Source organism: Methylobacterium sp. 190mf, assembly GCF_900107945.1.
Lineage (GTDB): Bacteria > Pseudomonadota > Alphaproteobacteria > Rhizobiales > Beijerinckiaceae > Methylobacterium.
Genome location: NZ_FNVI01000004.1, coordinates 222,863 through 249,347 on the forward strand (window position 1 = coordinate 222,863; position 26,485 = coordinate 249,347).

General features: G+C 71.5%; 22 protein-coding genes and 1 tRNA gene. 14 read left to right on the forward strand and 9 right to left on the reverse strand.

Translation table 11 applies throughout. The features are described 5' to 3' along the window. Positions 1-84 precede the first annotated feature (84 nt). Positions 85-1,359 (forward strand): PQQ-dependent sugar dehydrogenase, encoded by a 1,275-nt coding sequence (locus C4T42_RS06675; RefSeq protein WP_181049149.1) that lies wholly within the window; start codon positions 85-87, stop codon positions 1,357-1,359. Beyond that, the gene (locus C4T42_RS06680) at positions 1,359-1,949 is read left to right on the forward strand and encodes a c-type cytochrome (protein ID WP_103984914.1); all 591 of its coding nucleotides are present in this window, start codon (positions 1,359-1,361) and stop codon (positions 1,947-1,949) included. The genes C4T42_RS06675 and C4T42_RS06680 overlap by 1 nt, the downstream gene beginning before the upstream one ends. A 145-nt stretch (positions 1,950-2,094) precedes the next feature. Here C4T42_RS06680 and C4T42_RS06685 read toward each other — a convergent pair whose 3' ends face one another. Continuing rightward, entirely contained in the window at positions 2,095-2,865 is a 771-nt protein-coding gene (locus tag C4T42_RS06685) for an MOSC N-terminal beta barrel domain-containing protein (protein ID WP_103984915.1), read from the reverse strand. 198 nt (positions 2,866-3,063) lie between these two features. Here C4T42_RS06685 and clpB point away from each other — a divergent pair, with 198 nt between their 5' ends. The 4 genes from clpB to C4T42_RS06705 all read left to right on the forward strand — a co-directional run bounded on the left by clpB (position 3,064) and on the right by C4T42_RS06705 (position 9,324). After that, the gene (gene clpB, locus C4T42_RS06690; protein WP_103984916.1) at positions 3,064-5,688 is read left to right on the forward strand and encodes an ATP-dependent chaperone ClpB; all 2,625 of its coding nucleotides are present in this window, start codon (positions 3,064-3,066) and stop codon (positions 5,686-5,688) included. Positions 5,689-5,870: 182 nt separating this feature from the next. Beyond that, positions 5,871-6,320, forward strand: a complete 450-nt coding sequence (locus C4T42_RS06695; RefSeq protein ID WP_020090609.1) for a hypothetical protein — start codon at positions 5,871-5,873, stop codon at positions 6,318-6,320. A gap of 334 nt (positions 6,321-6,654) precedes the next feature. Beyond that, positions 6,655-7,116: a hypothetical protein gene (locus C4T42_RS06700; RefSeq protein WP_020090610.1), complete on the forward strand. Its 462-nt coding sequence runs from the start codon at positions 6,655-6,657 to the stop codon at positions 7,114-7,116. Between the two features lie 258 nt (positions 7,117-7,374). After that, on the forward strand, positions 7,375-9,324 hold the full coding sequence (locus C4T42_RS06705) for a DUF4139 domain-containing protein (RefSeq protein WP_042671285.1): 1,950 nt from the start codon (positions 7,375-7,377) through the stop codon (positions 9,322-9,324). Positions 9,325-9,429: 105 nt separating this feature from the next. Here C4T42_RS06705 and C4T42_RS06710 read toward each other — a convergent pair whose 3' ends face one another. The 4 genes from C4T42_RS06710 to C4T42_RS06725 all read right to left on the reverse strand — a co-directional run bounded on the left by C4T42_RS06710 (position 9,430) and on the right by C4T42_RS06725 (position 12,667). Further along, entirely contained in the window at positions 9,430-10,326 is an 897-nt protein-coding gene (locus C4T42_RS06710) for an inositol monophosphatase family protein (protein WP_026604536.1), read from the reverse strand. Further along, positions 10,323-10,898 carry an NUDIX hydrolase gene (locus C4T42_RS06715; RefSeq protein ID WP_082558041.1) on the reverse strand — a complete coding sequence of 192 codons (576 nt, stop codon included), beginning with the start codon at positions 10,896-10,898 and terminating at the stop codon, positions 10,323-10,325. Before C4T42_RS06715 ends, C4T42_RS06710 begins: the two co-directional genes overlap by 4 nt. 7 nt (positions 10,899-10,905) lie before the next feature. Continuing rightward, entirely contained in the window at positions 10,906-11,613 is a 708-nt protein-coding gene (locus tag C4T42_RS06720; RefSeq protein WP_020090613.1) for a glutathione binding-like protein, read from the reverse strand. 115 nt (positions 11,614-11,728) lie between these two features. Further along, on the reverse strand, positions 11,729-12,667 hold the full coding sequence (locus C4T42_RS06725; protein WP_020090614.1) for an SMP-30/gluconolactonase/LRE family protein: 939 nt from the start codon (positions 12,665-12,667) through the stop codon (positions 11,729-11,731). Positions 12,668-13,025: 358 nt separating this feature from the next. On the opposite strand from C4T42_RS06725, the gene C4T42_RS06730 reads away from it, so the two are divergent. Both C4T42_RS06730 and C4T42_RS06735 read left to right on the forward strand, forming a co-directional pair. Further along, positions 13,026-13,102: transfer RNA gene (locus C4T42_RS06730), tRNA-Pro, on the forward strand. 25 nt (positions 13,103-13,127) lie between these two features. Beyond that, positions 13,128-13,439, forward strand: coding sequence for an ETC complex I subunit (locus C4T42_RS06735; protein ID WP_020090615.1), 312 nt, complete (start codon positions 13,128-13,130; stop codon positions 13,437-13,439). A 16-nt stretch (positions 13,440-13,455) separates the two neighbouring features. Here the strand turns inward: C4T42_RS06735 and C4T42_RS06740 are convergent, their stop codons facing one another. Together C4T42_RS06740 and C4T42_RS06745 are read right to left on the reverse strand one after the other, a co-directional pair. Next, entirely contained in the window at positions 13,456-13,914 is a 459-nt protein-coding gene (locus tag C4T42_RS06740) for a nucleoside deaminase (protein WP_103984917.1), read from the reverse strand. Between the two features lie 93 nt (positions 13,915-14,007). Continuing rightward, on the reverse strand, positions 14,008-15,075 hold the full coding sequence (locus C4T42_RS06745) for a spore photoproduct lyase family protein (RefSeq protein WP_020090617.1): 1,068 nt from the start codon (positions 15,073-15,075) through the stop codon (positions 14,008-14,010). A gap of 306 nt (positions 15,076-15,381) precedes the next feature. Here C4T42_RS06745 and C4T42_RS06750 point away from each other — a divergent pair, with 306 nt between their 5' ends. After that, the gene (locus C4T42_RS06750; RefSeq protein WP_244603181.1) at positions 15,382-17,295 is read left to right on the forward strand and encodes an EAL domain-containing protein; all 1,914 of its coding nucleotides are present in this window, start codon (positions 15,382-15,384) and stop codon (positions 17,293-17,295) included. 21 nt (positions 17,296-17,316) lie between these two features. Here the strand turns inward: C4T42_RS06750 and C4T42_RS06755 are convergent, their stop codons facing one another. After that, positions 17,317-17,541 carry a hypothetical protein gene (locus tag C4T42_RS06755; RefSeq protein WP_020090619.1) on the reverse strand — a complete coding sequence of 75 codons (225 nt, stop codon included), beginning with the start codon at positions 17,539-17,541 and terminating at the stop codon, positions 17,317-17,319. Between the two features lie 279 nt (positions 17,542-17,820). Here C4T42_RS06755 and C4T42_RS06760 point away from each other — a divergent pair, with 279 nt between their 5' ends. The 4 genes from C4T42_RS06760 to C4T42_RS06775 all read left to right on the forward strand — a co-directional run bounded on the left by C4T42_RS06760 (position 17,821) and on the right by C4T42_RS06775 (position 24,175). After that, positions 17,821-18,570 carry a collagen-like protein gene (locus C4T42_RS06760; RefSeq protein ID WP_234082070.1) on the forward strand — a complete coding sequence of 250 codons (750 nt, stop codon included), beginning with the start codon at positions 17,821-17,823 and terminating at the stop codon, positions 18,568-18,570. Between the two features lie 429 nt (positions 18,571-18,999). Next, a complete protein-coding gene (locus C4T42_RS06765; protein WP_280142537.1) occupies positions 19,000-20,595 on the forward strand; it encodes a TolC family outer membrane protein in 1,596 nt (531 codons plus the stop codon). A gap of 197 nt (positions 20,596-20,792) precedes the next feature. Beyond that, positions 20,793-21,344, forward strand: coding sequence for a DUF2497 domain-containing protein (locus C4T42_RS06770; RefSeq protein ID WP_020090622.1), 552 nt, complete (start codon positions 20,793-20,795; stop codon positions 21,342-21,344). Positions 21,345-21,457: 113 nt separating this feature from the next. Beyond that, positions 21,458-24,175: a valine--tRNA ligase gene (locus tag C4T42_RS06775; RefSeq protein ID WP_103984918.1), complete on the forward strand. Its 2,718-nt coding sequence runs from the start codon at positions 21,458-21,460 to the stop codon at positions 24,173-24,175. A 70-nt stretch (positions 24,176-24,245) separates the two neighbouring features. On the opposite strand, the gene C4T42_RS06780 is transcribed toward C4T42_RS06775, so the two are convergent. Next, the gene (locus C4T42_RS06780) at positions 24,246-24,611 is read right to left on the reverse strand and encodes a hypothetical protein (RefSeq protein ID WP_103984919.1); all 366 of its coding nucleotides are present in this window, start codon (positions 24,609-24,611) and stop codon (positions 24,246-24,248) included. A 326-nt stretch (positions 24,612-24,937) separates the two neighbouring features. On the opposite strand from C4T42_RS06780, the gene C4T42_RS06785 reads away from it, so the two are divergent. After that, positions 24,938-26,464: a Do family serine endopeptidase gene (locus C4T42_RS06785; RefSeq protein WP_020090625.1), complete on the forward strand. Its 1,527-nt coding sequence runs from the start codon at positions 24,938-24,940 to the stop codon at positions 26,462-26,464. Positions 26,465-26,485: the final 21 nt, after the last annotated feature.

Here is a 26,485-nt window from a genome sequence, read left to right on the forward strand (position 1 = left end):
CCGGTCGCACTCCGCGGCGGACCGTTGAATAAAGAGTGCAGAGCGAGCGGGCGGTCCGCGAGGCCGCCGCCACCGGGAGACATCATGACGCCGATCAACCAGCCGATCCCGACCCGCGGCCTCGCCGCCGCCCTCGCCGGACTCAGTCTCGGCCTGATGGGATCCGGCCCGGTCGTCGCGCAGGAGACGCCCGCGACCGCCGCCCCGCCGCCCAGCGTCCAGGTCGATCGCGGCTCGGCGCTCTACGGCCGGCCCGAGGGCGGCGCCGCGGCCAAGCTCGCGCCGGTGGCCGGACCGCCTCTGGCGACCGCGGCCGCCAAGCTGCCGCTCGACAAGCTGAAGGTCCCGGAGGGTTTCAAGATCGAGGTCTACGCCAGCGGCCTCGCCAACGCCCGCGAGATGACCCAGGCGCCGGACGGCACGCTGTACGTGGGCACCCGGACGGTGGGGAAGGTCTACGCGGTGCTGCCGAACCCGGACGGCGACGGGAAGCGCGCGGTGAAGACCATCGCGACGGGCCTGCACCGGCCGAACGGAGTCGCGTACCACGACGGCGCCCTCTACGTCGCCGAACTCTCGAAGATCTGGCGCTACGACGACATCGCCAACCACCTCGACGGCGCGGCGAAGCCGACCCTGGTCTACGACGACCTGCCGAAGGACGAGGCCCACGGCTGGAAGTTCATCGCCATCGGCCCGGACAACAAGCTCTACGTCCCGGTCGGCGCGCCGGGCAACATCGTGATGCCGCCGGACACGCACGCGCAGATCCGGCGCATGGACCTCGACGGCAAGAACGCCGAGGTCGTCGCCCGCGGCGTACGCAACACCGTCGGGTTCGACTGGAACCCGAAGACCAAGCAGCTCTGGTTCACCGATAACGGCCGCGACTGGGTCTCGGAGGACATCCCGAACGACGAGCTGAACGTGCTCACGGAGCCGGGCAAGCAGCATTTCGGCTATCCGTACTGCCACCAGGGCACGTTCACGGATCCGGAATACGGCTGGGGTCATGCCTGCTCGGAGTTCACCGCGCCGGCGGCGCTCCTCGGCCCGCACACGGCCTCCCTCGGCCTGCGGTTCTACACCGGCACGCAGTTCCCGGAGGCCTACCGCGACGCGATGTTCGTCGCCCGGCACGGCTCGTGGAACCGCACGACCAAGCTCGGCGGCGACGTGGTCGTGGCCAAGCCCGGACCGGACGGCAAGACCGCCGCGGTGGAGCCGTTCCTGACCGGCTTCCTCCAGGACAACAAGTATGTCGGCCGGCCCGTCGACGTGCTGGTCGCCAAGGACGGATCGCTGCTCGTCTCCGACGATTACAACGGCGCGATCTACCGCGTCAGCTACGGCCGGTGATGCGGCGCCCCATCCGGGCAGCCCGCGGGCTCGTCTCCGCCCTCGGCGGGCTGCTGCTCGCCGGCGCGGCGCTCGCCGCCCCGGACGCGGCGATGCAGGAGCGTCTCGCCCCGTGCATCGGCTGCCACGGGGCCGGCACGTCGGCGACGGAGGGCGTGCCCTCGCTCGGCGGGCAGCTCCCGGACTACGTGGTCACGCAGCTCTTCCAGTTCCGGGAGAAGCAGCGGGAGGCGCCGCCGATGAACGAGGTCGCCGCCGGCTTTTCCGACGACGACCTGCGCGCCTACGCCGACGCGGTGGCGACGCTACCGCCGCCCGGCCGCTCCGGGCCGGCGGCCGACGCGGCCCTGACGGAGCGCGCGCAGGCGCTCGTCGCCAAGCACCAGTGCAATTCCTGCCACGGGCCGGATCTCGCGGGCCGGGACGCGATCCCGCGGATCCGCGCGCAGCGGGAGGAGTATCTCGCCAAGGCGCTCGCCGGCTACAAGTCCAACACCCGGCCCGGCTACGATCCCGCCATGAACGAGGTCGCGCAGGGCCTGAGCGACGCGGACATCAAGGATCTCGCGGCCTACGTGTCGCGGCTCTGACACGACGTCCACTGGACCGCGTCCACCCGTCATCACGAGCGCAGCGACGTGACCCAGGGCAGCGCGCGACTTGTCAGCATGGCGCTGCCTTGGATCGCTTCGCTGCGCTCGCAACGACGGCAGCGCTGGGATCACCCGTCGCGCGTCACCCCACCACGCGCAGCGCGTCGCCCCTCGCCAGCGCCCCGCCGGCCATCACCTCCGTGTAGACGCCGAGGTCGCGGTGGCCGAGGCGCGCGTCGAGGGTCCAGGGGATGTCGCAGTCGCGCACGCCGCTGACCGGGTCGACGTTGGTCGCCGCGCACCGCACCGTCCGCTTGGTGATCTTGAGCCGCAACCCGCTCGGCGCCTCGATCACCTGCCCGACCATCTCCAGCTCGGCGAAGGGTTCGAGTCCCTCGACCAGCAGGTTGCCGCGGAAGCGCAGCGGGTCCACGGGCGCGCCGAGGTAATCCTCCACCGCGGCCACGCTCGCCCGGTTGATCAGCGACACGTAGCCGGTCGGGGAGTCGGTGAACCGGTACTGCGGCGGCGCGGCCAGCACCTTCGGCTCGCCCCGGAGGCTCTCGGGGACGTAGCGCCGCATCAGCTCGGCGAGCCCCTCGCGGCCCGCCTCGGTGTCGAGCCGGAAGGCCTGCGGTTCGCCGTGCCCCTCCACGGTCAGCGTCGCCGTGGCGTCGTCGTAGCGGGTGCGCAGGCGGGCGAGCGCCTCGTCACGCATCAGCATCAGGTATTTGGTCTTGGGCTGGTGCCGGGGCGCCACGGCGTTGAAGCCCGAGGGCCCGTTCTCGACGGCGTAGAGCCGGTCGCCCGGGAAATGGCCGCTGGTCTCGAGCTCCGCCCGCTCGACGGGTTCGGGGCTCAGGCCCTTCACCGGGTAGCGATACAGGGCGCTGACATGAATCAATGCGGTCATGCGCGGAGCGTGGCCCTGAAATGATCCGGCGCGCAAGAGCTTCGCGGCCCCTTGTGGTGCTCAATTGCAACACCACATCGGGTCTACCGGCGGCCACCACGGCGCCGGGGCCCTCGCGCGGCGGATAGCCGGAGGGCGACGTTTCGGTGGCGCCGCGCCTCTCATCGGGCGGCGGATGCCGGTACGGGAGGGTTGTGCATGAACTTCGAGAAGTACACCGAGCGCGCCCGCGGCTTCGTGCAGGCGGCTCAGAACCTCGCGATGCGCGAGGGACATCCCCAGCTTCAGCCGGGCCACCTGCTCAAGGTGTTGCTCGACGATCCGGAAGGCCTCTGCGCCGGCCTGATCGACCGCGCGGGCGGCCTGTCGCGCGTGGCGCTCGCACAGACTGAGCAGTGGCTCGCCAAGCAGCCGAAGGTCTCCGGCAACGCGGCCGCCCCGCAGGCGACGCGCGAGCTGATGCGCCTGTTCGACACCGCCGAGAAGGCCGCCGAGAAGGCGGGCGATTCCTACGTGACGGTGGAGAGGCTGCTCCTCGCCCTCGCGGTGGAGAAGGATTCCGAGGCCGGCCGCGCGCTCCAGGCGGCGGGCGTCACCCCGGCCTCGCTCAACGCCGCGATCAACGCGCTGCGCAAGGGTCGCACCGCCGACAACGCCTCGGCTGAGAACGCCTACGACGCGCTGAAGAAGTACGCCCGCGACCTCACCGAGGCCGCCCGGGACGGCAAGCTCGACCCGGTGATCGGCCGCGACGAGGAGATCCGGCGGACTATCCAGGTCCTGTCCCGGCGCACCAAGAACAACCCGGTGCTGATCGGCGAGCCCGGCGTCGGCAAGACCGCGATCGTCGAGGGTCTGGCCCTGCGCATCGTCAACGGCGACGTGCCCGAGTCCCTGCGGGACAAGAGCCTCCTCGCCCTCGACATGGGCGCGCTGATCGCCGGCGCGAAGTATCGCGGCGAGTTCGAGGAGCGGCTGAAGGGCGTGCTCTCCGAGGTCACGGCGGCCGAGGGCGGCATCATCCTGTTCATCGACGAGATGCACACGCTGGTCGGCGCCGGGAAGGCGGACGGGGCCATGGACGCCTCCAACCTCCTGAAGCCCGCCCTCGCCCGCGGCGAGCTGCACTGCGTCGGCGCGACCACGCTCGACGAGTACCGCAAGCACGTCGAGAAGGACGCGGCGCTCGCCCGGCGCTTCCAGCCGGTCTTCGTGTCGGAGCCGACCGTGGAGGATACGGTCTCGATCCTGCGCGGCCTGAAGGAGAAGTACGAGCAGCACCACGGCGTGCGCATCCAGGATTCGGCCCTGGTCGCGGCCGCGACGCTGTCGAACCGCTACATCACCGACCGGTTCCTGCCCGACAAGGCGATCGACCTCGTGGACGAGGCCGGCTCGCGCCTGCGCATGCAGGTCGATTCGAAGCCCGAGGAGCTCGACAACATCGACCGCGAGATCGTCCGGCTGAAGATCGAGGGCGAGGCGCTGAAGAAGGAGACCGATTCCGCCTCCCGCGACCGGCTGGTCCGGCTGGAGAAGGAACTCGGCGACCTGGAGGAGCGCTCGGCGGCGATCACCGCCCGGTGGAAGGCCGAGAAGGACAAGCTCGGGACGGCCGCAGGCCTCAAGAAGAAGCTCGACGAGGCCCGCAACGACCTCGCCGCTGCGCAGCGCCAGGGCCAGTACCAGCGCGCCGGCGAGCTCGCCTACGGGGTGATCCCGGGCCTGGAGAAGCAGCTCGCCGAGATCGAGGCGAAGGCCGAGAACGGCCGCGACGCGATGATGGAGGAGGCGGTCACGCCCGCCCACGTCGCCGGGGTCGTCTCCCGCTGGACCGGCGTGCCGGTCGACAAGATGCTGGAGGGCGAGCGGGAGAAGCTCCTGGCCATGGAGGAGGCGCTGTCCAAGCGCGTCGTCGGCCAGCGCGAGGCGGTGGAGGCGGTCTCGACCGCGGTCCGGCGCGCCCGCGCCGGGCTTCAGGACCCGAACCGGCCGATCGGCTCGTTCATGTTCCTGGGCCCGACCGGCGTCGGCAAGACCGAGCTGACCAAGGCGCTCGCCGGCTTCCTGTTCGACGACGACACGGCGCTCGTGCGCATCGACATGTCCGAGTACATGGAGAAGCACGCGGTCGCCCGGCTGATCGGCGCGCCTCCGGGCTACGTCGGCTACGAGGAGGGCGGCGCCCTCACCGAGGCCGTGCGGCGCCGGCCTTACCAGGTCGTGCTGTTCGACGAGGTCGAGAAGGCGCACCCGGACGTGTTCAACGTCCTGCTGCAGGTTCTCGACGACGGGCGGCTCACCGACGGCCAGGGGCGGACGGTCGACTTCCGCAACACGCTGCTGATCATGACCTCGAATCTCGGGGCCGAGTATCTGGTGAACCAGCCCGCGGGCCAGGACACCGACGCGGTCCGCGAGGAGGTGATGGGCGTGGTCCGGGGCCACTTCCGGCCGGAATTCCTGAACCGGGTCGACGAGATCATCCTGTTCCACCGCCTCGCGCGGTCGGAGATGGGCGCGATCGTCGAGATCCAGCTCAGGCGCCTGCAGAAGCTCCTGGACGATCGCAAGATCACCCTGGAGGTCGACGAGGAGGCCAAGAACTGGCTCGCCGACAAGGGCTACGACCCGGCCTACGGGGCGCGGCCGCTGAAGCGGGTGATCCAGAAGAACGTCCAGGATCCGCTGGCCGAGCTGGTGCTCTCCGGCAAGGTCCATGACGGCGAGACGGTGCCGGTCCGCCTCGGCCCAATGGGCCTGATGATCGGCGACGTGACGGTCGGGGCCGAGCGCCGCCCGGTCAACGCGACGCTGAACTGATCGGCCGGACGGTCGAGGGGCGGCGCACCGGCACTCGGTGCGCCGCCCGGTCCGTCGCGCCTCTCGGACACGGGCCCTCACGAGGCGGCCCCCGCGGGAGGACGGGCGCGCCGCATCGACCGTCGATGCCGCGATGAGCTAGTGCGCTGGACAGAGCGGACGGGTACCCGAATCCTGGCGCCATGCGCCCTGCCGTCGCCGCCCTTCTCGTCGCCGTGCCGCTCGCCGCAGCGGCGGACGATCTCCCGCCGCCGGTGGCTGCGGCCATCGCCGAGGTCGAGGCCGCCTGCGGATCCGCGCCGGCGAGGATCGATCCGTTCGTCATCGACCGGCAGGACGTGAACGGTGACGGGGTGCCGGACTTCATCCTCAACGTCGGCGGCCTCCGATGCGGCGACGAAGAAGTCTCCCAGTGCGGCCTCATGGGATGCCCGAAGATCGTCCTCGCATCCTCGAAGAACGGGTTCGTCCTGGTGCTGGACATCTACGCGCACGACCTCCGGTTTCGCGCGCTGAATGGCCGGCCGGCGGCTTCGGCGAACGACGAGGGATGGAATTGCGGCTCGGTCCGGAGGGGGCCGGGCCGCACGACCTTCCTGTGGGACGGGACGCGCTTCGCCTGCGCCGAGTAGAGGTTGTCTGGCTTTCCGGCGCCGCAGGCAGGCGGTCGCTCCCCGGGTCGACGCTCCGGGAAGCGCCGGGCGAGCACAGGACCGGTCGCCCACCCTCGCTGGATGCGCGGATGTCCGATACGGCTTCGGCGCCCTCGCCGGTGACGTCGCCCTGTCGAGCGGCGCCCTCATTCCCGCTGTCGACCGTGCCCCCAGCGTCGCGGTCACCATCCGTCCGGACGGCGCGAACGCGCTGCGCGCCTGGGTCGGAGGAAGGCCCGGGGCGTAGCCTCCATCGGGGCCGCGATGAGCTAGTGCGCTGGACAGGGCGGACGGGCCTGAGGATCCTGGCCGCATGCGTCGCGCCCTCGCCGCCCTGGCTCTCGCCCTCCCGCCCGCCGTCCCGCTCACCGCCGCGGCGGACGATCTCCCGCCGCCGGTCGCGGCGTCGGCCGCGCGGGCCGAGGCGTCCTGCGGGTCCGAGCCGGCCACGCTCAAGCCGGGCTTCATCACCCGCCAGGACGTGAACGGCGACGCTGTACCGGACTTCATCCTGGATTTCGCGGCCGTCCAATGCGGCGATGACGGGTCCGCCGCGTGCGGCACCGCGGGCTGCGAGATGCAGGTCTTCGCCTCGACGACGGACGGGTTCGTGGACGCCTTCGACGCCGTCGCCCACGACCTCCGATTCCGCACGGTGGGAGGCCGCCCGGCGGTCATCGTCGATATGACCGGGGCGACGTGCGGACGATCCGGGCAGGATCCGTGCGGCGCGATCGCCGTCTGGAACGGCAGGACATTCGGCCGGACACGGTAGGGTGCATCCGCGGACCGCAGCCTTCCCCCATCGCGCCGCCGTTCCCATCCCGCCGCATCGGCGCCGCGACCCGGCGCGCCCCGGCGCGGACAGCACGGGAGGGGCGCCCGCGATCGGTTCACGCCCGCGCGCGTCACGAAGCCTTTGCCGGACGGCGCGCGGTCGGCCAGGGTGGGACCGCGTGCGGCGGGCGCGCCCTGACTGGAGCCAGACGAATTGATCCGATCGCATCTGACCTTAGCCGGAGTCCTCGTGTCCATGATTGCAGCCGCATCGCCCCTGATGGCAGCGCCCGACGGCATCCGCGCGGTGACCTTGTCGAGCGGCGGCCTGGCCGAAGTGACCCTGGTCCATGCCGTCGACGGCGACGGGACGATCGGGCTCAGCGTCCGGCCCGAGCAGGTCGACGACATTCTCAAGAGCCTCGTCGTGCGCGATCCCGTCGGAACCGTCGGCGCCCTGCGCCTGGACGGGGTGGATCAGGCCGACGAGACCCTGCGGACGATGCCGTTCACCGCGGACGACCTGTCCGCGCCGACCCGCCTCGTGGGCAAGCTGCAGGGCGTCCCGATCCGGGTCCAGAGCGGCGGGCGCACGCTCGAAGGGCGGGTGCTCGGCGTCTCCGAGCGGAATGCCGGGACCGGGACCGGCGACGTCTCGATCCTGACCGTCCTGACCGCGACCGGCACGCTCGAATCCGTGCCGATCGAGGACGGCGCCTCCGTGACGATCCTCGACCCGGCCATGGCGGCCAAGATCGCCGAGGCTATCGCGGCGGCCGGGAAGACCAAGGTCGGCGACGCCCACCGGGTCGAGATCGCCGTCTCCGGGCAGGGCCAGCGCGAGGTCCGGTTGACCTACGTCGTCGCCGCGCCCGTCTGGAAGACGAGCTACCGCATCGTCGATGGCGGCGGCGGGCGCGCGAACCTGCAGGCCTGGGCCATCATCGAGAACGCCCTCGGCGCCGACTGGACGGGCGTCGACGTCACCCTCTCGTCCGGGTCGCCGGTGGCGCTCCTCCAGCGCCTGCACAAGCGCTACTGGCGCAAGAGACCGGAGGCGCCGGTAATGGTCGAGGATGTCGGCATGCCGGACCTCGACCCGGGCACGGTCGCGTCGAAGTCGGTCGCGCGCCTGCGCGCCCCGGCCCCCGCCGCCGCGCCTCTTCCGGCCCCGATGGCGCGGATGGACACCCGCGACAGCCGCATGGAGGCCGCGGAACCGAGCTACGACGCCGCGGCCGCCACCGCGGGCGCCGCCGCCAGCGAGGGGGATGTCGCGGCGAACTTCACGCTGCCGCATCCGGTCGATCTGCGCGCCGGCGGCACGCTGTCGGTGCCGTTCCTCGATACCGAGATCGAGGCCGAGCGGGTCGCCCTCTGGAAGCCAGGCCAGGGGGTTCACCCGATCGCGGCCCTCCGGATCCGCAACAGCGCCGGCGCGACCCTGCCGGCGGGCCTCATCACCCTCTACGACCGCAAGGCCGGCTACCTGGGGGACGCCCGTCTGCCCGCGACGCCCGTCGGCGAGCAGCGGCTCGCCAGCTTCGCCCTCGACCGCAAGGTCGCCGTCCAGGCGGAGACCGCGCCGAGCGACGCCCTGACCAAGATCACCGTGGTCGACGGCGTGGCGCGCGCGACGGTGATCGCCCGGGAGGTCACGACCTACACGATCAAGGGTGCGCCGGACGCCGCCCGCTCCGTGATCATCGAGCATCCCCGACGGGATGGCTGGACCCTCACCGCGTCCGCTCGCGACGGCGAGACCCCCACGGCCTATCGCCTCAAGGTCGCGGTTCCCGCCGGCGGGACGGCCGAGACCCGGGCCGTGCTCGAGCGCGTCCGGATCGACGCCTACGACCTCGTCGACGCCGACGAGGCGCTGCTCGTCCGGTGGGCCTCCCTGGCGACCGACCCGGAGCTGGGCGGCAAGCTCAAGACCCTCTCCCAGGCCCGCGCCGAGGTCGCCGCGGCGACCCGGACCGTCGAGGAGATCGGCGAGCGCGCGGCGAAGGTGCAGGCGGAGCAGGAGCGCATCCGCAGCAATCTCGGCGCCGTTCCGAAGGACAGCGAGCTGGCGCGCCGCTATCTCAGCCGCATGGGTGCCCAGGAGGACGAGCTGGCGAAGCTCGATGCCGCCCGGACCCAGGCCGAGGACGGGCTCAGGGCGTCGCAGGCGCGGATCCGGTCGCTGATCGCGGCGCTCTGAGAGCGGTCCCGGATCCCCGCGCGATCCGGGACCGCCCGATCGACGGCCATCCCGGCCCGGACGCGGCCCGGACGCGGCCCGGACGCGGCCCGGCAGGGCCCTGTCCTAGGCGGGGCGGATGGCCGTCGCCAGATCGGCGGCCTGCGCGCGATCCCGGCACACCAGCCAGAGGTCGTCATGGGCCGACAGCTCGGCGTCGAACAGGTCCACGAAGTCCGCCGGCGGATCCCCGAGATCGGGCCAGTGGAACAGGCGGAAGCCCAGCGCCTCGAACAGCGGGAGGATCGGGCCCAGGTCCCACAATCGGTTGTTGCTCAGGGTCGCGTCGAGGCGCCCGGTGGCCAGGAGCGCGGCGTCCGAGATCGCCCCGCCCTCGCTCCAGGGGAACCAGCCGCGGCCGTAATCCAGGGTGTAGCGCTGCGCCGTCACCGACAGCCAGCCGACATGGCCGGTCCGGCGCTCCGGGCGCTCGAGCGGGCGCAGCGCCGTCGTCATGCGGCCGCCGCGGGTCGGGGCCCAGTAGGCGCGGCCCTCGCTCGCCGCCAGCAGGAGACCCTCCGTGGCTTCCGCCGGTACGCCCCCGGCCGGTGCGGAGCGGTCCTCGTTCCAGGCCGGCAGGCTCATGACGCACGCCCGGGGCCAGCCACCGCGGCAGGCCGCCACCATCACGCCCCAGCCCGACAGGCCGCCCGCGAAGGGCCGGGTCCCGTCGATCGGGTCGCCCACGAAGGTCCAGGCGTCGCGGGCGAGCAGCGCCCGGGCCGCCGCCTGTCCGAGATCCTCGGCGGTCTCCTCCTCGATCAGGTCGGGGCCGAACCGCGCGTGCATCAACCGACTGACGGCGAGGTCGGCCTCGGTCAGCGCCTGGCCGAGATCCGGACCCTTGTTGCTCATCGCGAGGCCTCGCGCCCGCATGGCGAGGGCCAGCGGGGCCGCCTCCTCGGCGAAGGCGAGCATCGCCGCGAGGACATCCGGCGCGGGTGCGGTGGGCGAGAGGGTCATGCGGCGAACAGTTCGGGGCTTCGGAGCATCAGGGCCTGGACGAGAACCAGGGTCTTGAGATCGGGCAGGCGGCCGGCCCGGGCCTGTTCCGCCAGCGCGGCCAGCGGCATCTCCACGGCCACCACCTGCTCGCCCTCCGCGTGCAGACCCCCGCCGGGGCCGACCCGGTCGGCCGCGGCGTAGGGTGCCAGGTAGAGCCAGAGGCGCTCCGAGGACACGCTCGGCATGCTGTAGGCGTGGGCGACCGGCTCCAGCCGGGTCAGCCGGACGCCCGCCTCCTCCATCGCCTCCCGGATCGCCGTCGCCTCGGGGGCGCCCCCGTCGAGGCCGCCCGCCGGGGCTTCGTCGAACTCGGCCGACTCACCCCAGAAGGCGGGCCCGACCCGCGCCTGACGGACGAGCAGCGCCACGCGCCGCTCGGGATCGTAGGGCAGCACGCAGGCCGCCTGCCCGTGGTCCTCCAGCGCCCGCCGCACGGTGCTGCCGTCCTGCAGCGTCAGCGTGGCGATGCCGAAGGTGTTCCAGCCGCGGTGGATCACCTGCAGCGGCAGGGCGGGCGGGATCTCGACCATGATCCGGTCAGCGCTTGGTGCTGGCGGCGGTCTGGCCGAACATCACCTTCTTGGCATCCTCGCTCATGGTCTTGCCGAAATCGGGATTGACCTCCGGGGCGCGGGCATAGGCCGCCTTGGTGGCGGGCCGCTCGGCGATCGCCGTGAACCAGCGCTTGAGGTTCGGGTGCTGGTCGAGGTTCTGCCCCTGCTTCTCCCACGGCACGATCCAGGGATAGCAGGCCATGTCGGCGATGGAGTAGTCCGGCCCGGCGACGAAGGCGCGGTCGGCCAGCCGCCGGTCGAGGACGCCGTAGAGCCGGTTGGTCTCGTTGACGTAGCGCTTGATCGCGTAGTCGATCTTCTCGGGCGCGTACTGCGAGAAGTGGTGGTTCTGGCCGAGCATCGGGCCGAGGCCGCCCATCTGCCAGAACAGCCATTGCAGCACCTCGGCCCGGCCGCGCGGGTCACCCGGGATGAAGCGCCCGGTCTTCTCGGCGAGGTAGAGCAGGATCGCCCCCGACTCGAACAGCGTGACCGGCGCGCCGCCGCCCGCCGGCTCGTCGTCGACGATCGCCGGCATCCTATTGTTGGGCGCGATCTTGAGGAAATCCGGGTTGAACTGCTCACCCTTGCCAATATTGACGGGATGAATGTGGTAAGGAACGCCCGCTTCTTCGAGAAACATCGTGATCTTATGGCCGTTCGGCGTCGGCCAGTAATGGAGTTCGATCATCGGCTGGTGTCCCGCTATGCCCCCGGCGGACGGGAAGTGGGTCGGCGCGCCGCTCCGGTCAAGCATGGTGCCGGCGACGACGCCGGCGGCGCACGCAGGGCTGGGCATCCGGGCCTCACCCGCCGGCGCAGCCCTGGACGTCGACGTGGACGGCGTAGAGCGACTGGCTCGCCGCCATGAACAGGCGGTTGCGGTGCCGGCCGCCGAAGCAGAGGTTGGCGCAGCGCTCCGGCAGCCGGATGCGGCCGATCGGCCGGCCGTCGGGGTTGAACACCATGACGCCGTCCAGTGCGTCGTCGCCCATGCCCCACCCGCACCAGAGATTGCCGTCGACGTCGCAGCGCAGCCCGTCCGGCGTGCCCGGCCCGGCATCGATCAGGACCCGCCGGTCGCGGAGCGTGCGGCCGGCGACCACGTCGTAGGCGGCGATCCGCCGGGTCGGCTGCCCGCGCGATTCCACGAGGTAGAGCACGCGGCCGTCGGGGGAGAAGCACAGGCCGTTGGGGCCGGCGAGGTCGGTGGCCACGGCCTCCAGCGCACCGGTGACCGGGTCGAGCCGGTAGACGTTCTGCGGCAGTTCGGGCTCGGCGCGCACGCCTTCGTAGAACCCGCCGATCCCGAAGGGTGGGTCGGTGAACCAGACCGCGCCGTCGGCCGCGGTCACCACGTCGTTGGGCGAGTTGAGCCGGCGGCCCTCGAATGCGTCCGCCAGGACGGTGATCGCGCCGTCATGCTCGGTCCGGGTGACCCGACGGCCGCCGTGCTCGCAGGTGACGAGCCGCCCCTGCCGGTCGCGGGTGTTGCCGTTGGCGAAGCCCGACGGCCGCCGGTAGAGGCCGACCGCCCCGCTCTCCTCGTCCCAGCGCAGGATGCGGTCGTTGGGGATGTCGCTCCAGAGCAGGTAGCGTCCGTCGCCGAACCAGACCGGCCCCTCGCACCAGCGGAAGCCGGTCGCGAGGCGCTCGACCGCCGCGTTGAACACCCGGTAGCGGGCGAAGGCGGCGTCGAGAATCTCGACCGCCGGGTCCGGGTAGCGCGGGCTCGGTGTCCACACGGGCAGGTCCCTGTCACTCGCGGCGATCGTTACCGTTCCGGCGCGGGCCGGCAAGGCCCGCCGCGCGGACGTGGGCGCAGCACCGCGGTGACGCTGCGGCGACGAGGGCCGGAAGCGCCCGGCACGGCGATCCGGGCGCACCATCCTCCACCCCCCAGTGATGGCAGGCGCCGGTTCGACAGCGGGGCGGTTCGGCCCTCGTCCCGGCCCGAACGCTACCGCGCCCCGATTTGTCTGACAAGTGGTACGCGACGGCCAGGCCGCCGCGAAGGGCCGATCCCGGAAGCGTCGGCGCGCACCGCGCCGCGCCTTGCGGGGGAACGGCGGAACCGCTACGGCATTGAGGCCGTGTGGCAGTCGGGGTGTGGCGCAGTCTGGTAGCGCACCTGGTTTGGGACCAGGGGGTCGTAGGTTCGAATCCTATCGCCCCGACCATTCGATCAGGAGCTTGTCGAGTCAGATGCCGAGCGCCCGCATCTTCCGTCCGTCTCGGGACGCCACGCAGTCGGGCCTCGCCCGGACCAAGCAGTGGATCCTGGAGTTCGACCGGACCAGCCCGCGCGAGATCGATCCGCTGATGGGGTGGAACGGGTCCTCGGACATGCTCCAGCAGGTGCGCCTGGAATTCGACACCGAGGAGGAGGCCGTGGCCTACGCGAAGCGCGAGGGGATCGCCTACCGCGTCGAGCAGCCGGCCAAGCCCGTCCAGCGCAAGGGCCTGTCCTACTCGGACAATTTCAAGTTCAACCGCACGGCGCCCTGGACCCATTGAGGCCGTCGCCGCCGCGTCAGGCCTCGCGGCGCGCCTTCCACGCTGGGTAGGGCGAATCGCCCGGCGGACGCAGCTGCGTGACGCGCATCGGCTGCGCGTCGAGGGGCTGGCAGAGCTCGGCGTAGATCGGCGTGCTGCCGGCGCCGTAGGTCTCGGCCTCCTCGGCCGAGAAGGCGAAGTAGCCCTCCTTGAAGCCGGCCAGGCGCATCGCGGCGTGGCACATCGGGCACGGGCGGCCGCTCGCGTACATCACGCAGTCGCCGAGGTCGCGGCGGCCGAGGAGGCGGCTGGCCTCGCGCAGCGCCACCATCTCGGCATGGGCGCTGGGGTCGTTGGTCGCGTGCACGGTGTTGGCCGCGCGGACCAGCACGGTCCCCTCCCGCACGATGACCGCGCCGTAGGGCGCACCGCCCGCCTCGACATTGGCGGCGGCGAGGGCCACCGCCTCGCCGATATGGTCCTCGTGCGTCGACATGGACGGGCTCGACATGGACGGGCTCGACATGGCTGAGCTTTCCTCCGCTGGCGCGCCAACGCCGCGCGCGGCCGGAAGTTCAGCGCTCCGCGCTCAGAACGCGTAGCGCACCGTGCAGTAGGGCATCGTCTCGGCGAGCAGGGCCTTGAAGCGGGTGAGCCAGCGGCCCTTCCAGCCGGCCCGGTAGCGCAGGTTGGTGCCCCCGCCCTCCGAGACCTTCGCCTCCTGGATGTCCGGCCGCCAGAGCAGGTCCTCGGCCTTGGGGTGCCAGCCGAGATTGACCGCGTGCAGATCCGCGTTGTGGGTCAGCATGATGATCTCGCACTTGAGCTGCGCCTTGGCGGCGTCGGACAGCGTCGCGTCGATCTCGGCGAACAGCGCCCGCCAGTCGGCCTCCCAGCCCTCGTAGAGGATCACGGGCGAGAAGTTGGCGTGGACCTCGTAGCCGGCGGCCACGAACTCGTCGATGGCGGCGATCCGCTCGGCGATCGGGGCGGTGCGCACGTCCACGATCCGGGCGATCCGCGCCGGCATGAGCGAGAAGCGGACGCGCGTCTTGCCCTGCGGATCGTAGGCGAGGAGGTCGCGGTTGACGGCCTTGGTGGCGAAGGAGGCCTTGGCGTTGGGCAGGGTGCGAAACAGCGCGACCAGGGCGCGGACGCCGTCGCTGACCGCCGCGTCGACCGAGAGGTCGCCGTTCTCGCCGATATCGTAGACCCAGTGCTCCGGATCGATCGGGTCCGGCTCCGGCAGGCGCCCCTGGCGGCCGGCGTGGCGGGCGATCGCCGCGCAGGCCTGCTCGAGGTTCACGAACAGCGAGATCGGGTTGGAGAAGCCCTTGCGGCGCGGCACGTAGCAATAGGCGCAGGCCATGGCGCAGCCGTTGGAGGTCGAGGGCGCGATGAAGTGGGCGCTGCGGCCGTTGGGGCGCATCGCCAGCCCCTTCTTCACGCCGAGGACCAGCGTCGAGCGCTTGATCCGCACCCAATCCTCCACCGAGCCGGCGTTGCCGTGGAGTTCCGGGATGTTCCAGTGCGACGGCACGACGATGCGCGCGGCGTCGGGAAAGCGCGCCAGGATGTCCCGGCCCAGCGGGAAGTCGCCGACAGTGGGCTCGTGATAGATCGTCCGGATATCGAGCAGGTCGCGGGTCAGGGCCATGGACGATCCGGGGCCCGGAAGCGGCCCGCGACCCGATATGGTGCGCGGCGACGCGGCCGGAATGCCTTGCAACCCGGAGTCTCTCTTCGCGCGGCGCGCGAAAAGCTCGGGATCGGGCGCGGCGCGCGTTGATCGTTCAACGATATCTTACGATTCGGTGCCATGAGTCCCTCATCTTCGAGTGGACGTGCGATGATCGTTCGGGACCAGGAGAGATCCGAGCCGGGCTCACCCGGCTCCGGTGAATCTCTCGACCCTGCAGATCCGAGGTGGGGCGCGCTGATCCGGCGGGATCAGCTGGAGGCCATGCGCGGGAGCGTGCTGGCGGCCATCCCGGTCAACATGCTGCTCGGCGTGGCGAGCATGCTCGTCGCCTACAGGAGCGGGCACGGCACCGTGGGGGCCATCTGGTTCGCGGCGTCGACCAGCGTCAACCTCCTGCGAATCGCCCTCTGCCGGATCCCCTGCCTCGGCCTGGCGCTGACCGCCGACATGACGCCGAGCCTGGCCGCGGCCGCCGCGCGCTCCGTCGACCGGCACCTGCGCGTCTTCACGGTCGCGGCGTTCCTCTCCGGACTGGTCTGGGCCTGTCAGCCGCTCCTGTGCGACGGCTACACGACCGCCGAGACCCTGTTCTACCTGACCATCACCTGCGGCGTGACCGCGGGGGCGGTGACGCACGGGATCGCGTACGCGCGCATCCCCCTCGCCTTCATCGCCCTGCCGCTGCTGTCCGTCGTGGCCTGCCTCGCCTATGCCGGCGACTTCGACCGGAACTGCCTCGCGGCCTGCGTGCTGCTCTACTTCCTCGCCCTGACGCACACGGCGTTCCGCAGCGAGTCCGTGTTTCGCGAGGCGAGCCGGCTCAAGAACGAGGCCCACGCCCTCGCCCGGTCCCGCGCCGAGGCCCATGCCAGCGCCAGCGCCCTCGTGGACGAGATGCGGTGGCGCGCCACGCACGACGATCTCACCGGCCTGCTGAACCGCGCGGGCTTCCTCCAGGCGACGGAGAACCGGCTCCGCACCGGGACCCTCAGCCTGCTGATGCTCGACCTCGACGGGTTCAAGTTCGTCAACGACGTCTACGGCCACAAGGCGGGCGATCGGGTGCTCGTCGAGGTGGCGCGCCGGCTGAAGGACGCGCTGCCGGAGAACGGTCTCGCGGCCCGGCTGGGCGGCGACGAGTTCGCGGTGCTGTACGATCCCGTGACGTCGGGCGTGCCCGACAACGTCATGGCGGCGAACCTCATCGCCGCGGTGTCCCAGCCGTTCGACGGCTTCGACGCGGGCCGCCTCGGGGTCAGCATCGGCGTCCACGCGAGCGCGGAGCCGAGCTTCACCGAGATGCTGAGCTGCGCCGACGAGGCGCTCTACGCCGCGAAGGCCGCCGGGCGGAACCGCTACCGGGTGTTCGATTCGGGCCTGCGCGAGGGGCTGCAGATGCGGCGGGACCTGGAGCGCGACCTGTCGCAGGCCCTGGTCGAGAACGCCCCGAAGGTCTGGTTCCAGCCGATCTACGCGGCCGATGGCCGGACCCTGGTCGGGCTGGAAGCCCTGATCCGCTGGGAGCATCCGCGGCTCGGCTGGATCGCGCCCCCGGACCTGATCGCCGCCGCCGCGATGGCCGGCCTGACCGTATCGCTGCTCCGCTACATCCTCGAGCAGGTCTGCGCGATGCTGGAGATCCTGCATCGCCGCGGCCTGAGCGGCGTGCGCGTGGCGATGAACGTCTCACCCCGGGAGATGGCGCAGGTCCCCGTGGACGAGATCGTCATCGGGCGCCTGAACCTCCTCGGCCTGCCGCCCACCATGCTGGAGATCGAGATCACCGAGGAGACGGCCCTCGACATCGGCGCGGTGCAGGGCAAGCTGCAGGCGCTGTCCCGCGCCGGCATCCGGGTCGCCCTGGACGATTTCGGCATCGGCTACTCGTCGCTCTCCTCGCTGCGCCAGCTCAAGGCGGACCGGATCAAGATCGACCGGAGCTTCGTGACCGGCCTCGGGGCGAGCGACGACAAGCGCGGGCTCGTCCTCGCCGTCCTCGGCCTCGGCCGGCTGCTCGGGCTCGACGTGGTGGCGGAAGGCGTCGAGTCGGCTGAGGACCTGAACATCCTGCAGGCGATGGGCTGCCCGTTCCTGCAGGGCTACCATCTCGGCCGCCCGATGCCGGTGGAAGATCTGGAGACCACCCTGCTCAGCACCCGCATCGCCGCGGCCTGAGCCGGTGCCGGCGCGCGCGGCTCAGAACCGCCCGGCATCCGCCGGATCGCGGCGCATCAGCCGGCGCGCCGCCGCGCGCCACAGGCGGTCCGGAATCCCGTAGAGCCACACGAGCGCCGCGCACCCGGCGATCGCCAGCAGGAACAGCCAGGCCAGCGCCTCGAGGATGGGCCCCGGCGGCGTTCCGGACTCGGTCCGGTCGTACCAGAGCGGGTCCGTGTCCCAGGGCGGATCGTCGTTGTCCACGGCAGAACCCTCCACCGCGGGTCCGAATGCGGCCCGGGGCGCTCGCGCGGCGGTGACCGATGAATCGGTCCGCGTCACTCCTCTGCCGGCCCGGTCCGCACACGCCTGACCGGGTCCAGCGCGGTCACGCTACAGGCCCCGCCGCGCGCCCTTCGAATACCCATTTCGGACTACGGCCTTCGACCGGCCGCGCTTTTCCACATCCAACTTTCTCCGCAATTTATTGCTTAGTTTGCGGGCTATGGCATTCTGACCGTCTAAAAGACTGCGTGACCTGCCATGAGATCTGCCAAACGCCTGTGGCACGAGCGCTGGGCGCTGTGTTCGATGCTGGCCCTGTCGGCCGCCTGCGGGCCGCCGGCGCGGGCGGCGGACATGCGCATCGAGGCCGCCAAGATCACCGGCGGTGATCTCTGGATCATCGGTTACGCCGACGATCCGGGGGTGGAGATCACGCTCGACGGCCAGTTCCCCCACCGGACCGACAGCCGCGGCTATTTCGAGTTTCGCGTCGTCTATCATCCGGCCACCTGCATCGCGACGCTGCGGACGCCGAAACAGACCCGCAGCATCGTGGTCGGCGAGTGCGGCCAGCAGGGGCCGCAGGCGCCCGGGCTCGCCGGCCCGCGCGGCGAGACGGGTCCGCGGGGCGAGGCCGGGCCTCCCGGCGAGCGGGGCGCGATGGGACCGCCCGGGCCGCCCGGACCCCAGGGGCCAGCCGGCGCGGAGGGCGTCGCCGGACCGCCGGGCCCGCCGGGCGAGCGCGGCCCCATCGGCATGGCCGGCGCACCGGGGCTGATGGGGGCCATGGGCCCGCCCGGCCCGCCCGGGCCGCCCGGCGGCACCCGCGGGCAGCCGGCTTCCCCGAGCGCCGCGCCGAAACCGAACCCGTCGGCCGCGCTGGCAGGGCCGGCGCCGAAGCCGCGGCCGCCGGCGCGGGCGCGCCGCGCACCCGAGCCGGAATCCGCGCCCGAGGGACCGCTGGATCTGGAGCCCGACGCCGGCGGCGGCGGGATGGACCGCTACTAGGCGCGGACCGGTGTCGACCGCAGGGCCAGCCGCGGAACGGGCCACCCTGCCCGGCCAGGGGCGACGCGTCGGCCCCCAAGTCTCGCGTGGCTGCACGCCGGCAATAGTCTTTGGAAGAGCGTATTTATGCGACTTAACAACTCAATTCGCTCGCGTGCCGCGCTGTCCGCGCCGGGTGTGTCACCTTAATGCCCCAACGCCGCACATTCCGCCGCCAGACCCGCACCGAGGCGAGCCAAAGCGCCCGGTTTGCGCTAAGCGTGACGGTGGGGCGGGCTTGATCGGAGACGAGCGAAACGCCGTACCTTGGCCGTTTTCGTCTCGGACTTCCGGACCGAAAGAGACCGCAAGGGCTTGTTCATCGTGACACGACGTCCACCAGCGAGTTGCCCGACGTTCCGCCTGGCCGGGATGGTGTCCGGACTCGCGATGCTGGCTGCCATGCCGGCATCGGCCGAGACTCTGGAGAGCGCTCTCGCGAAGGCCTATCAGGGCAATCCGAGCCTGAACGCCAGCCGTGCGGGCGTGCGCGCTATCGACGAGAACGTGGCGATCGCGCAGTCGGGCTACCGGCCGACCGTCAACGTCAACGCCGCGATCGGCGTCCAGTACCTTCAGACGCGCTCGTCCAGCACGGTCGCGACGGCGGCCACCGGCGGCACGGCCGCGACCACCGCCGGATCGGCCCTCGGGACGACGGGCGGCGGCCTGGGCGGAACGGCGGGCGCCGGGACGACCGGGACCGGAACGACCACGGGGATCGGGACGACGGGGATCGGGACCGCGGGCGGCACCACCGGCATCGGAACCTCAGGTGCCGGGGCGGCGGGATCCGCGACCGGCGGCGAGGGCCTGTCCGGCGGCGCGACCTCCGACATCGCGAGCCAGGTCATCACCTCCCGGCGGACGACGCGCACCACCTACCTGCCGAGTTCCGCCAGCCTGAACGTCACGCAGACGATCTTCAACGGCTTCCAGACCGACAACACGGTCCGGCGCGCGGAGTCGCAGGTCTACAGCCAGCGCGAGAGCCTGCGCTTCACCGAGCTGTCGGTTCTGTACAGCGCCGTCCAGGCGTACATGAACGTGCTCAGCAACACGGCGACGCTGGAGCTGAACCGGAACAACGTCGAGGTTTTGGAAGAGCAGCTCCGCCAGACCCGGGACCGCTTCAACGTCGGCGAGGTGACCCGGACCGACGTCGCGCAGGCCGAGGCCCGACTGGCCGGCGCGCGATCGCAGGTCGCCCAGGCCGAGTCGACTCTCCGCACGAGCATCGGCGTCTACCGGCAGAATATCGGCGTCGAGCCGCGCCAGCTCGCGCCGGGTCGGCCGCTGGACCGGTTCGTGCCGCGCAGCCTCGATCAGGCGATCGCCGTCGGCCTGCGCGAGCACCCGCAGGTCGTCTCGGCCATCCACAACGTCGACGCGAGCGAGGCCCAGGTGAAAGTCCTGGAAGGCCAGCTCGCCCCGCAGCTCAGCCTGCAGGGCTCGCTCAGCCAGCTCTACGACCAGAACGGACCGAACCAGAGCTTCTTCGTCGGCTTCGTCGGCGGACGGCTCTCGATCCCGATCTACGAGGGCGGCCAGACCTACGCGCAGATCCGGCAGGCCAAGGAGTCGGTCGGCCAGGCCCGCATCCAGGTCGACCAGATCCGCGATCAGGTCCGCGCCCAGATCGTCGATTTCTGGGGCCGGCTCGAGGCCGCCAAGGCGCAGGTCATCGCCGCCCAGGCCCAGGTCCAGGCCAACGAGGTGGCGCTGAACGGCGTGCGCGAGGAAGCGCGCGTCGGCCAGCGCACGACCCTCGACGTGCTCAACGCGCAGCAGGAACTGCTGAACTCCCGGGTGAACCTCATCGTCGCCCAGCGTGACCGGGTCATCTTCTCCTACGGGGTGGTCCAGGCGATCGGACAGTTGACCGCGCGCTTCACGGCGCTCCCGGTCGAATACTACAGCGCCAAGGTTCACTACGATCAGGTCAAGGATCTCTGGTTCGGCCTGCGCACCCCGGACGGTCGCTGACGGCTTTTCCACGGGGAGTGTGTTGTGGGCGCGCTTGCCGTCACGAAACGGCATGGAATACTGATTGAACATCGATCCATTCGGGTCGCTTTCCAGTCTCCCATGCCCGAGTGCGCCTGCCGATGAGTGCAGCAAGCCCCAAGATCCCGGACTCGAAATTCCAGGACAAGGCTGCCGATAAGGCGCACGAGCCTTCGATGGAAGAGATCCTCGCGTCGATCCGGAGGATCATCGCCGACGATCAGGCCGCCAAGCCGGCCGAGGTCGCGGCGCCCGCTCCGGAGCCCGACGACGTGCTCGACCTCGCGGAGGTCGCCGAGCCGGTGATGCGCCCGCGCGTCGTCGAGCCGGAACCGGAACCCGAGCCGGCGCCGGACCTGCTCGACTTCGACGCGATCGACTTCGAGGACCCGGTGACCGCCGCGCCCGAACCGGAGCCCGAGCCCGAGCCCGAGCCGGCCCCGGAGCCGCCGCCCCCACCGCCTCCGCCCCCGCAGCCCGTGCTCCAGGCCGCCCGCGCGCCCGAGCCGGAGCCCGAGGCCCTGGTCTCTCCGGCCACGGATGCCAGCGTCAGCGGCGCGTTCAACCTGCTGGCCCACACCGTGCTGACGCAGAACGCCCGGACCCTGGAGGATCTCGTCAAGGAGATGCTCCGGCCGATGCTGAAATCCTGGCTCGACGACAACCTCCCGGCCGTGGTCGAGCGCCTCGTGCGCGCCGAGATCGAGCGGGTGTCGCGCGGCCGCTGAGCCGGCGGCCTGGGTACGGCGGCCGCGGGCCGCCGTCCGCGTGTTGACGGGAGCGGCGTGACGGTCGAAAGCGGGGCCACCCCCGTTTGGACAAGCGCCGGCCCGTACCCGCGATGATGGACAAGACCTTCGAGCCCACCTCCGTCGAGGCGCGGATCTCCGCCGCCTGGGCCGAGGCGGACGCCTTCCGTGCCGGCCGGCCCGAGCGCGCCGGGGCCCCGCCGTACTGCATCGTGATCCCGCCGCCGAACGTGACGGGCTCCCTGCACATGGGCCACGCCCTCAACAACACGCTGCAGGACATCCTCTGCCGCTTCGAGCGCATGCGCGGCAAGGACGTGCTCTGGCAGCCGGGGACGGACCATGCCGGCATCGCCACCCAGATGGTGGTCGAGCGGCGGATGATGGAGCGTCAGGAGCCCGGCCGCCGCGAGATCGGCCGCGCGGCCTTCGTCGAGAAGGTCTGGGCCTGGAAGGCGGAATCCGGCGGCGCGATCGTCAACCAGCTGAAGCGGCTCGGCGCCTCGTGCGACTGGTCCCGCGAGCGCTTCACCATGGACGAGGGGCTGAGCCGGGCCGTGCTCAAGACCTTCGTCGACCTGCACCGGCAGGGCCTGATCTATCGCGACAAGCGGCTGGTGAACTGGGACCCGAAGTTCCAGACCGCGATCTCGGACCTGGAGGTCCAGCAGGTCGAGACCAGGGGCCATCTCTGGCACTTCGACTACCCGGTGGTGGACGAGGCCGGCGCCGAGACCGGCGCCGTCATCACGGTGGCCACCACCCGCCCCGAGACGATGCTGGGCGACACCGGCATCGCGGTCCATCCCGAGGACGCGCGCTACACCGCGCTCGTCGGCCAGCGCGTGCGCCTGCCGCTGGTCGGGCGGCTGATCCCGATCGTGGCCGACACCTACTCGGATCCCGAGAAGGGCACGGGCGCGGTCAAGATCACGCCCGCCCACGATTTCAACGACTTCGACGTCGGCCGCCGCCACGGACTCGGCCTGATCAACGTCCTCGATCCCGAGGGCCGGATGCTGCTCGACGGCAACGCCGAGTTCCTCGACGGCGTCGCGCCCGAGCCGGAGGCCCTGGCGCTCCACGGCCTCGACCGGGCGCAGGCCCGCAAGGAGGTGGTGGCGCTGATGGAGGCGCGCGGTCGGCTGCGCGCGATCGAGCCGAACACCCACGCGGTCCCGCACGGCGACCGCTCGGGCGTGGTCATCGAGCCCTACCTGACCGACCAGTGGTACGTGAACGTCAAGCCGCTCGCGGAGCGCGCCCTCCAGGCGGTGCGCGACGGGCAGACCAAGTTCGTGCCCGAGAACTACGAGAAGATCTTCTTCCAGTGGCTCACCAACATCGAGCCGTGGTGCATCTCGCGCCAGCTCTGGTGGGGCCACCAGATCCCGGTCTGGTACGACGACGCCGGCGGCATCTTCGTCGCCGAGAGCGAGGCCGAGGCGCAGGCGGCGGCCGACGCGCAGCACGGCCGGCCGGTCGCGCTCACCCGCGACGCGGACGTCCTCGACACGTGGTTCTCCTCGGCGCTCTGGCCGTTCTCGACGCTGGGCTGGCCGGACACGACCCCGGAACTCGCGCGCTTCTACCCGACCAACACCCTGGTGACCGGCAAGGACATCCTGTTCTTCTGGGTCGCCCGGATGATGATGATGGGCCTGCACCTCACCGACCGGGCGCCCTTCGACACGGTCTACCTGCACACCCTGGTGCGGGACGCGTCGGGCGCGAAGATGTCGAAGTCGAAGGGGAACGTCGTCGATCCCCTGGAACTGATCGATCAGGTCGGCGCCGACGTCCTGCGCTTCACCCTCTGCGCCCTGGCCGTCCAGGGCCGCGACATCAAGCTGTCCACCGACCGTGTCCAGGGCTACCGCAACTTCGCGACCAAGCTCTGGAACGCCGCCCGCTTCGCCGAACTGAACGGCTGCCGCCTCGACCCGGCCTTCGACCCGCGCTCCGCCACCGGCGCGATCAACCGCTGGGCGCTCACCGAGGCGGCCCGCGCGGTCGACGAGGTCGCGGGCGCCCTCGAGGCCTTCCGCTTCAACGACGCGGCGGCGGTGGCCTACCGCTTCGTCTGGAACATCTTCTGCGACTGGTATCTCGAGCTCGCCAAGCCGGTGCTCCAGGGCGAGAGCGTCGATCCGGCGATCCGGGCCGAGACGCAGGCGAGCGTGGCGTTCCTGATCGATCAGGTCGCCAAGCTGCTCCACCCGTTCATGCCGTTCCTCACGGAGGAGCTGTGGGCGATCAAGGGCGCCGACCTGTCGGAGCGCGGCCTGCTGACCCTGGCCGCCTGGCCGGACCTCGGCGGCCTCGCCGACGCGGCCGCGGAGGCCGAGGTCGGGTTCGTGGTCGATCTCGTCAGCCAGATCCGCTCGGCGCGGTCCGAGACCAATGTCCCGGCCGGCGCGCAGATCCCGCTGGTGATGGTCGGCGCCGCCCCGGAGGTGAGAGCGCGGGTTGAGGCGTGGCGCGACACGCTCCTGCGTCTCGCTCGGCTGTCGGAGATCACCTTCTCCGAGACGCCGCCGAAGAACTCGGTGCAGCTCCTAGTGCGCGGCAGCGTCGCCGCGCTGCCCCTTGAAGGCGTGGTCGACCTCGCGGCCGAGGTCGCGCGCCTGAAGAAGGAGCAGGGCAAGGCGCAGGGCGAGATCAAGAAGATCGACGCGAAGCTCGGCAACGCCGACTTCGTGGCCCGGGCGCCCGAGGAGATCATCGAGGAGAACCGGGAGCGCCGCGAGAGCGAGTCGGCGCGGCTGGCGAAGATCGAGGAAGCTCTGGTCCGGCTCAGCGGCGACTGAGCGCCCGTCCGGGAGCGCTCCGACGTGTCAGGCCCGCCCCGGGGGTGACCCGGCCCCGGAGGCTCGCCCGTCAGCGTCGGGTGCCGAGGGTTCCGGTGAACGCCCGCGGCCCGCCCCAACTGGCGGCGGACGCGTCGTTCGGGGTCCAGAAGCCGTCCTGCGACGCGCCCCGCGGATGCAGGGAATAGTCCGGTGGAACGTAGCCGCCCGACTGGTTCCAGTAGCCGGGCCGGAAGTTGGCCGCCGATTTCGCAACGCGCTCATCTCCGGGGCGGCGCGTATCGACGCTGTACGTTCTCTCGGAAACGCTGCGCAGCGCGCGACTTGCGACGGCGGGCTTCGCGTCGAAGTAATCACGGTAATCCGCGTACGACTCGACCGCCAGCGCGCCGACAGTCGATCCGAAGAACATGGCGGCCGCCAACAGCACCTTCATTGTCAATTCCTCTGCCTACACACTCGGATCTGGCGGCACCGAGATTGCGCCGGCCCGCCGAACTGAGCGGTATTTAAGATCGACTCCCGGAAACTGCGGTGCTGGGCGGCACGAGCCCGGATCCGGCTCGGCCAGCGCCGCGACGTCGGGCCTCCGGTCTCGGTCACGCGCCGCGATCGCGCTGGGGCTCCGCGAGCGCTCGGCTACCTGTCCAAACGGTAATTTGATCGCCACGCCCGGGTCAGGCGCCGCCCCTTAGACAGATCCCATCGATGGCCGCGACCGCCGGCGTCGTCCCGATCAGTCCCGAGAGGTTGAGACCCCCCATGACCGAGACCCGTCCCACTGGCCGCACCTCGCGCCGCGCCCTCGCCTCCGTGGCGGCCGCCGCGCTGATCGCCGGCGGTGCCATCGGCAGCGGTTATCTGCCGGCCGCGACCCCGGCCTACGCGCAGGCGCTGCCCAAGTCGCCGATCGAGGCCCCCGAGCACCCGCCGGGCTCGTTCGCCGGTATCGTCAACAAGGTGAAGCCGGGCGTCGTCTCGGTGAAGGTGAAGCTCGACGACTCGGCGAGCAGCGACGACGACGACGGACCGAGCCAGGGGCGCAACCTCCAGAACGTGCCGCCGCAGCTGCGCGAGTTCTTCAAGCGCTTCGGCCAGAACGGCCCCGGCGGGATGCAGCCCCAGCATCAGGGCCCGCGCGGCGCTGTCGGCTCCGGCTTCATCATCTCGGCCGACGGCTACGTGGTCACCAACAACCACGTGGTCGACCATGCCAAGACCGTGCAGGTGACGCTGGACGACGGGCGCACTCTCGACGCCAAGGTCATCGGCAAGGATTCCAAGACGGACGTCGCCCTGCTGAAGATCACCGAGGGCTCGAACTTCCCGTACGTCCAGTTCGGAAAGGCCGCGCCGCAGGTCGGCGACTGGGTCGTGGCGATCGGTAACCCGTTCGGCCTCGGCGGCACCGTGACCGCCGGCATCGTCTCGGCCCGCGGCCGCGACATCGGCGCCGGCCCCTACGACGACTTCCTGCAGATCGACGCCCCGATCAACAAGGGCAACTCGGGCGGCCCGACCTTCAACGTCAACGGCGAGGTGGTCGGCATGAACACCGCCATCGCGTCCCCGTCGGGCGGCAGCGTCGGCCTCGCCTTCGCGATCCCCGCCGAGACCGTCCAGGCGGTGGTCGACCAGCTCCGCACCGACGGCAAGGTCGCCCGCGGCTACCTGGGCGTCCAGATCCAGCCCGTGACGCAGGACATCGCCGAGGGCCTGGGCCTCGACAAGGCCAAGGGTGCCCTGGTCGACCACGCCGAGAACGGCACCCCGGCGGCCAAGGCCGGCCTGAAGGCGGGCGACGTGATCGAGAAGGTCAACGGCGACACGGTGGACAGCGCCCGCGAGCTGTCGCGCAAGATCGCCGGCCTGAAGCCGGGCGCCAAGGTCGAGCTGAGCTACCTGCGCGGCGGCAAGACCGACACCGCCACGGTGACGCTGGGCACGATGCCGACCGACGGCACCAAGATGGCGAGCCGCGACGACGACTCGGGCAACGGCCAGCCGCGGCTCGGCCTGCAGCTCGCCCCGGCCGGCGATGTCGGCCTGTCGGATCAGGGCGTCGCGGTGGTCCAGGTCGATCCCGACGGCCCGGCGGCCGCCAAGGGTATCGAGGCGGGCGACGTGATCCTCGACGTCGGCGGCCAGAGCGTGGCCCGTCCGTCGGACGTGGCGACGCAGATCCGGGCGGCCGAGTCGAGCGGGCGCAAGGCCGTGCTGATGCGGGTGAAGAGCGGCAAGGGCCAGACCCGGTTCGTGGCGGTCTCGCTCAACAAGAAGGCCGGCTGAGGCCGGTTTCTCCCGGCGCGG

Bases quoted from the DNA above. Each gene is read 5' to 3' on its own strand.
- C4T42_RS06675 (WP_181049149.1), top strand. From the start codon at position 85: ATGACGCCGATCAACCAGCCGATCCCGACCCGCGGCCTCGCCGCCGCC.
- C4T42_RS06680 (WP_103984914.1), top strand. From the start codon at position 1,359: ATGCGGCGCCCCATCCGGGCAGCCCGCGGGCTCGTCTCCGCCCTCGGC.
- C4T42_RS06685 (WP_103984915.1), bottom strand. From the start codon at position 2,865: ATGACCGCATTGATTCATGTCAGCGCCCTGTATCGCTACCCGGTGAAG.
- clpB (WP_103984916.1), top strand. From the start codon at position 3,064: ATGAACTTCGAGAAGTACACCGAGCGCGCCCGCGGCTTCGTGCAGGCG.
- C4T42_RS06695 (WP_020090609.1), top strand. From the start codon at position 5,871: ATGCGCCCTGCCGTCGCCGCCCTTCTCGTCGCCGTGCCGCTCGCCGCA.
- C4T42_RS06700 (WP_020090610.1), top strand. From the start codon at position 6,655: ATGCGTCGCGCCCTCGCCGCCCTGGCTCTCGCCCTCCCGCCCGCCGTC.
- C4T42_RS06705 (WP_042671285.1), top strand. From the start codon at position 7,375: ATGATTGCAGCCGCATCGCCCCTGATGGCAGCGCCCGACGGCATCCGC.
- C4T42_RS06710 (WP_026604536.1), bottom strand. From the start codon at position 10,326: ATGACCCTCTCGCCCACCGCACCCGCGCCGGATGTCCTCGCGGCGATG.
- C4T42_RS06715 (WP_082558041.1), bottom strand. From the start codon at position 10,898: ATGGTCGAGATCCCGCCCGCCCTGCCGCTGCAGGTGATCCACCGCGGC.
- C4T42_RS06720 (WP_020090613.1), bottom strand. From the start codon at position 11,613: ATGATCGAACTCCATTACTGGCCGACGCCGAACGGCCATAAGATCACG.
- C4T42_RS06735 (WP_020090615.1), top strand. From the start codon at position 13,128: ATGCCGAGCGCCCGCATCTTCCGTCCGTCTCGGGACGCCACGCAGTCG.
- C4T42_RS06740 (WP_103984917.1), bottom strand. From the start codon at position 13,914: ATGTCGACGCACGAGGACCATATCGGCGAGGCGGTGGCCCTCGCCGCC.
- C4T42_RS06745 (WP_020090617.1), bottom strand. From the start codon at position 15,075: ATGGCCCTGACCCGCGACCTGCTCGATATCCGGACGATCTATCACGAG.
- C4T42_RS06750 (WP_244603181.1), top strand. From the start codon at position 15,382: ATGCGCGGGAGCGTGCTGGCGGCCATCCCGGTCAACATGCTGCTCGGC.
- C4T42_RS06760 (WP_234082070.1), top strand. From the start codon at position 17,821: ATGAGATCTGCCAAACGCCTGTGGCACGAGCGCTGGGCGCTGTGTTCG.
- C4T42_RS06765 (WP_280142537.1), top strand. From the start codon at position 19,000: ATGCTGGCTGCCATGCCGGCATCGGCCGAGACTCTGGAGAGCGCTCTC.
- C4T42_RS06770 (WP_020090622.1), top strand. From the start codon at position 20,793: ATGGAAGAGATCCTCGCGTCGATCCGGAGGATCATCGCCGACGATCAG.
- C4T42_RS06775 (WP_103984918.1), top strand. From the start codon at position 21,458: ATGATGGACAAGACCTTCGAGCCCACCTCCGTCGAGGCGCGGATCTCC.
- C4T42_RS06780 (WP_103984919.1), bottom strand. From the start codon at position 24,611: ATGAAGGTGCTGTTGGCGGCCGCCATGTTCTTCGGATCGACTGTCGGC.
- C4T42_RS06785 (WP_020090625.1), top strand. From the start codon at position 24,938: ATGACCGAGACCCGTCCCACTGGCCGCACCTCGCGCCGCGCCCTCGCC.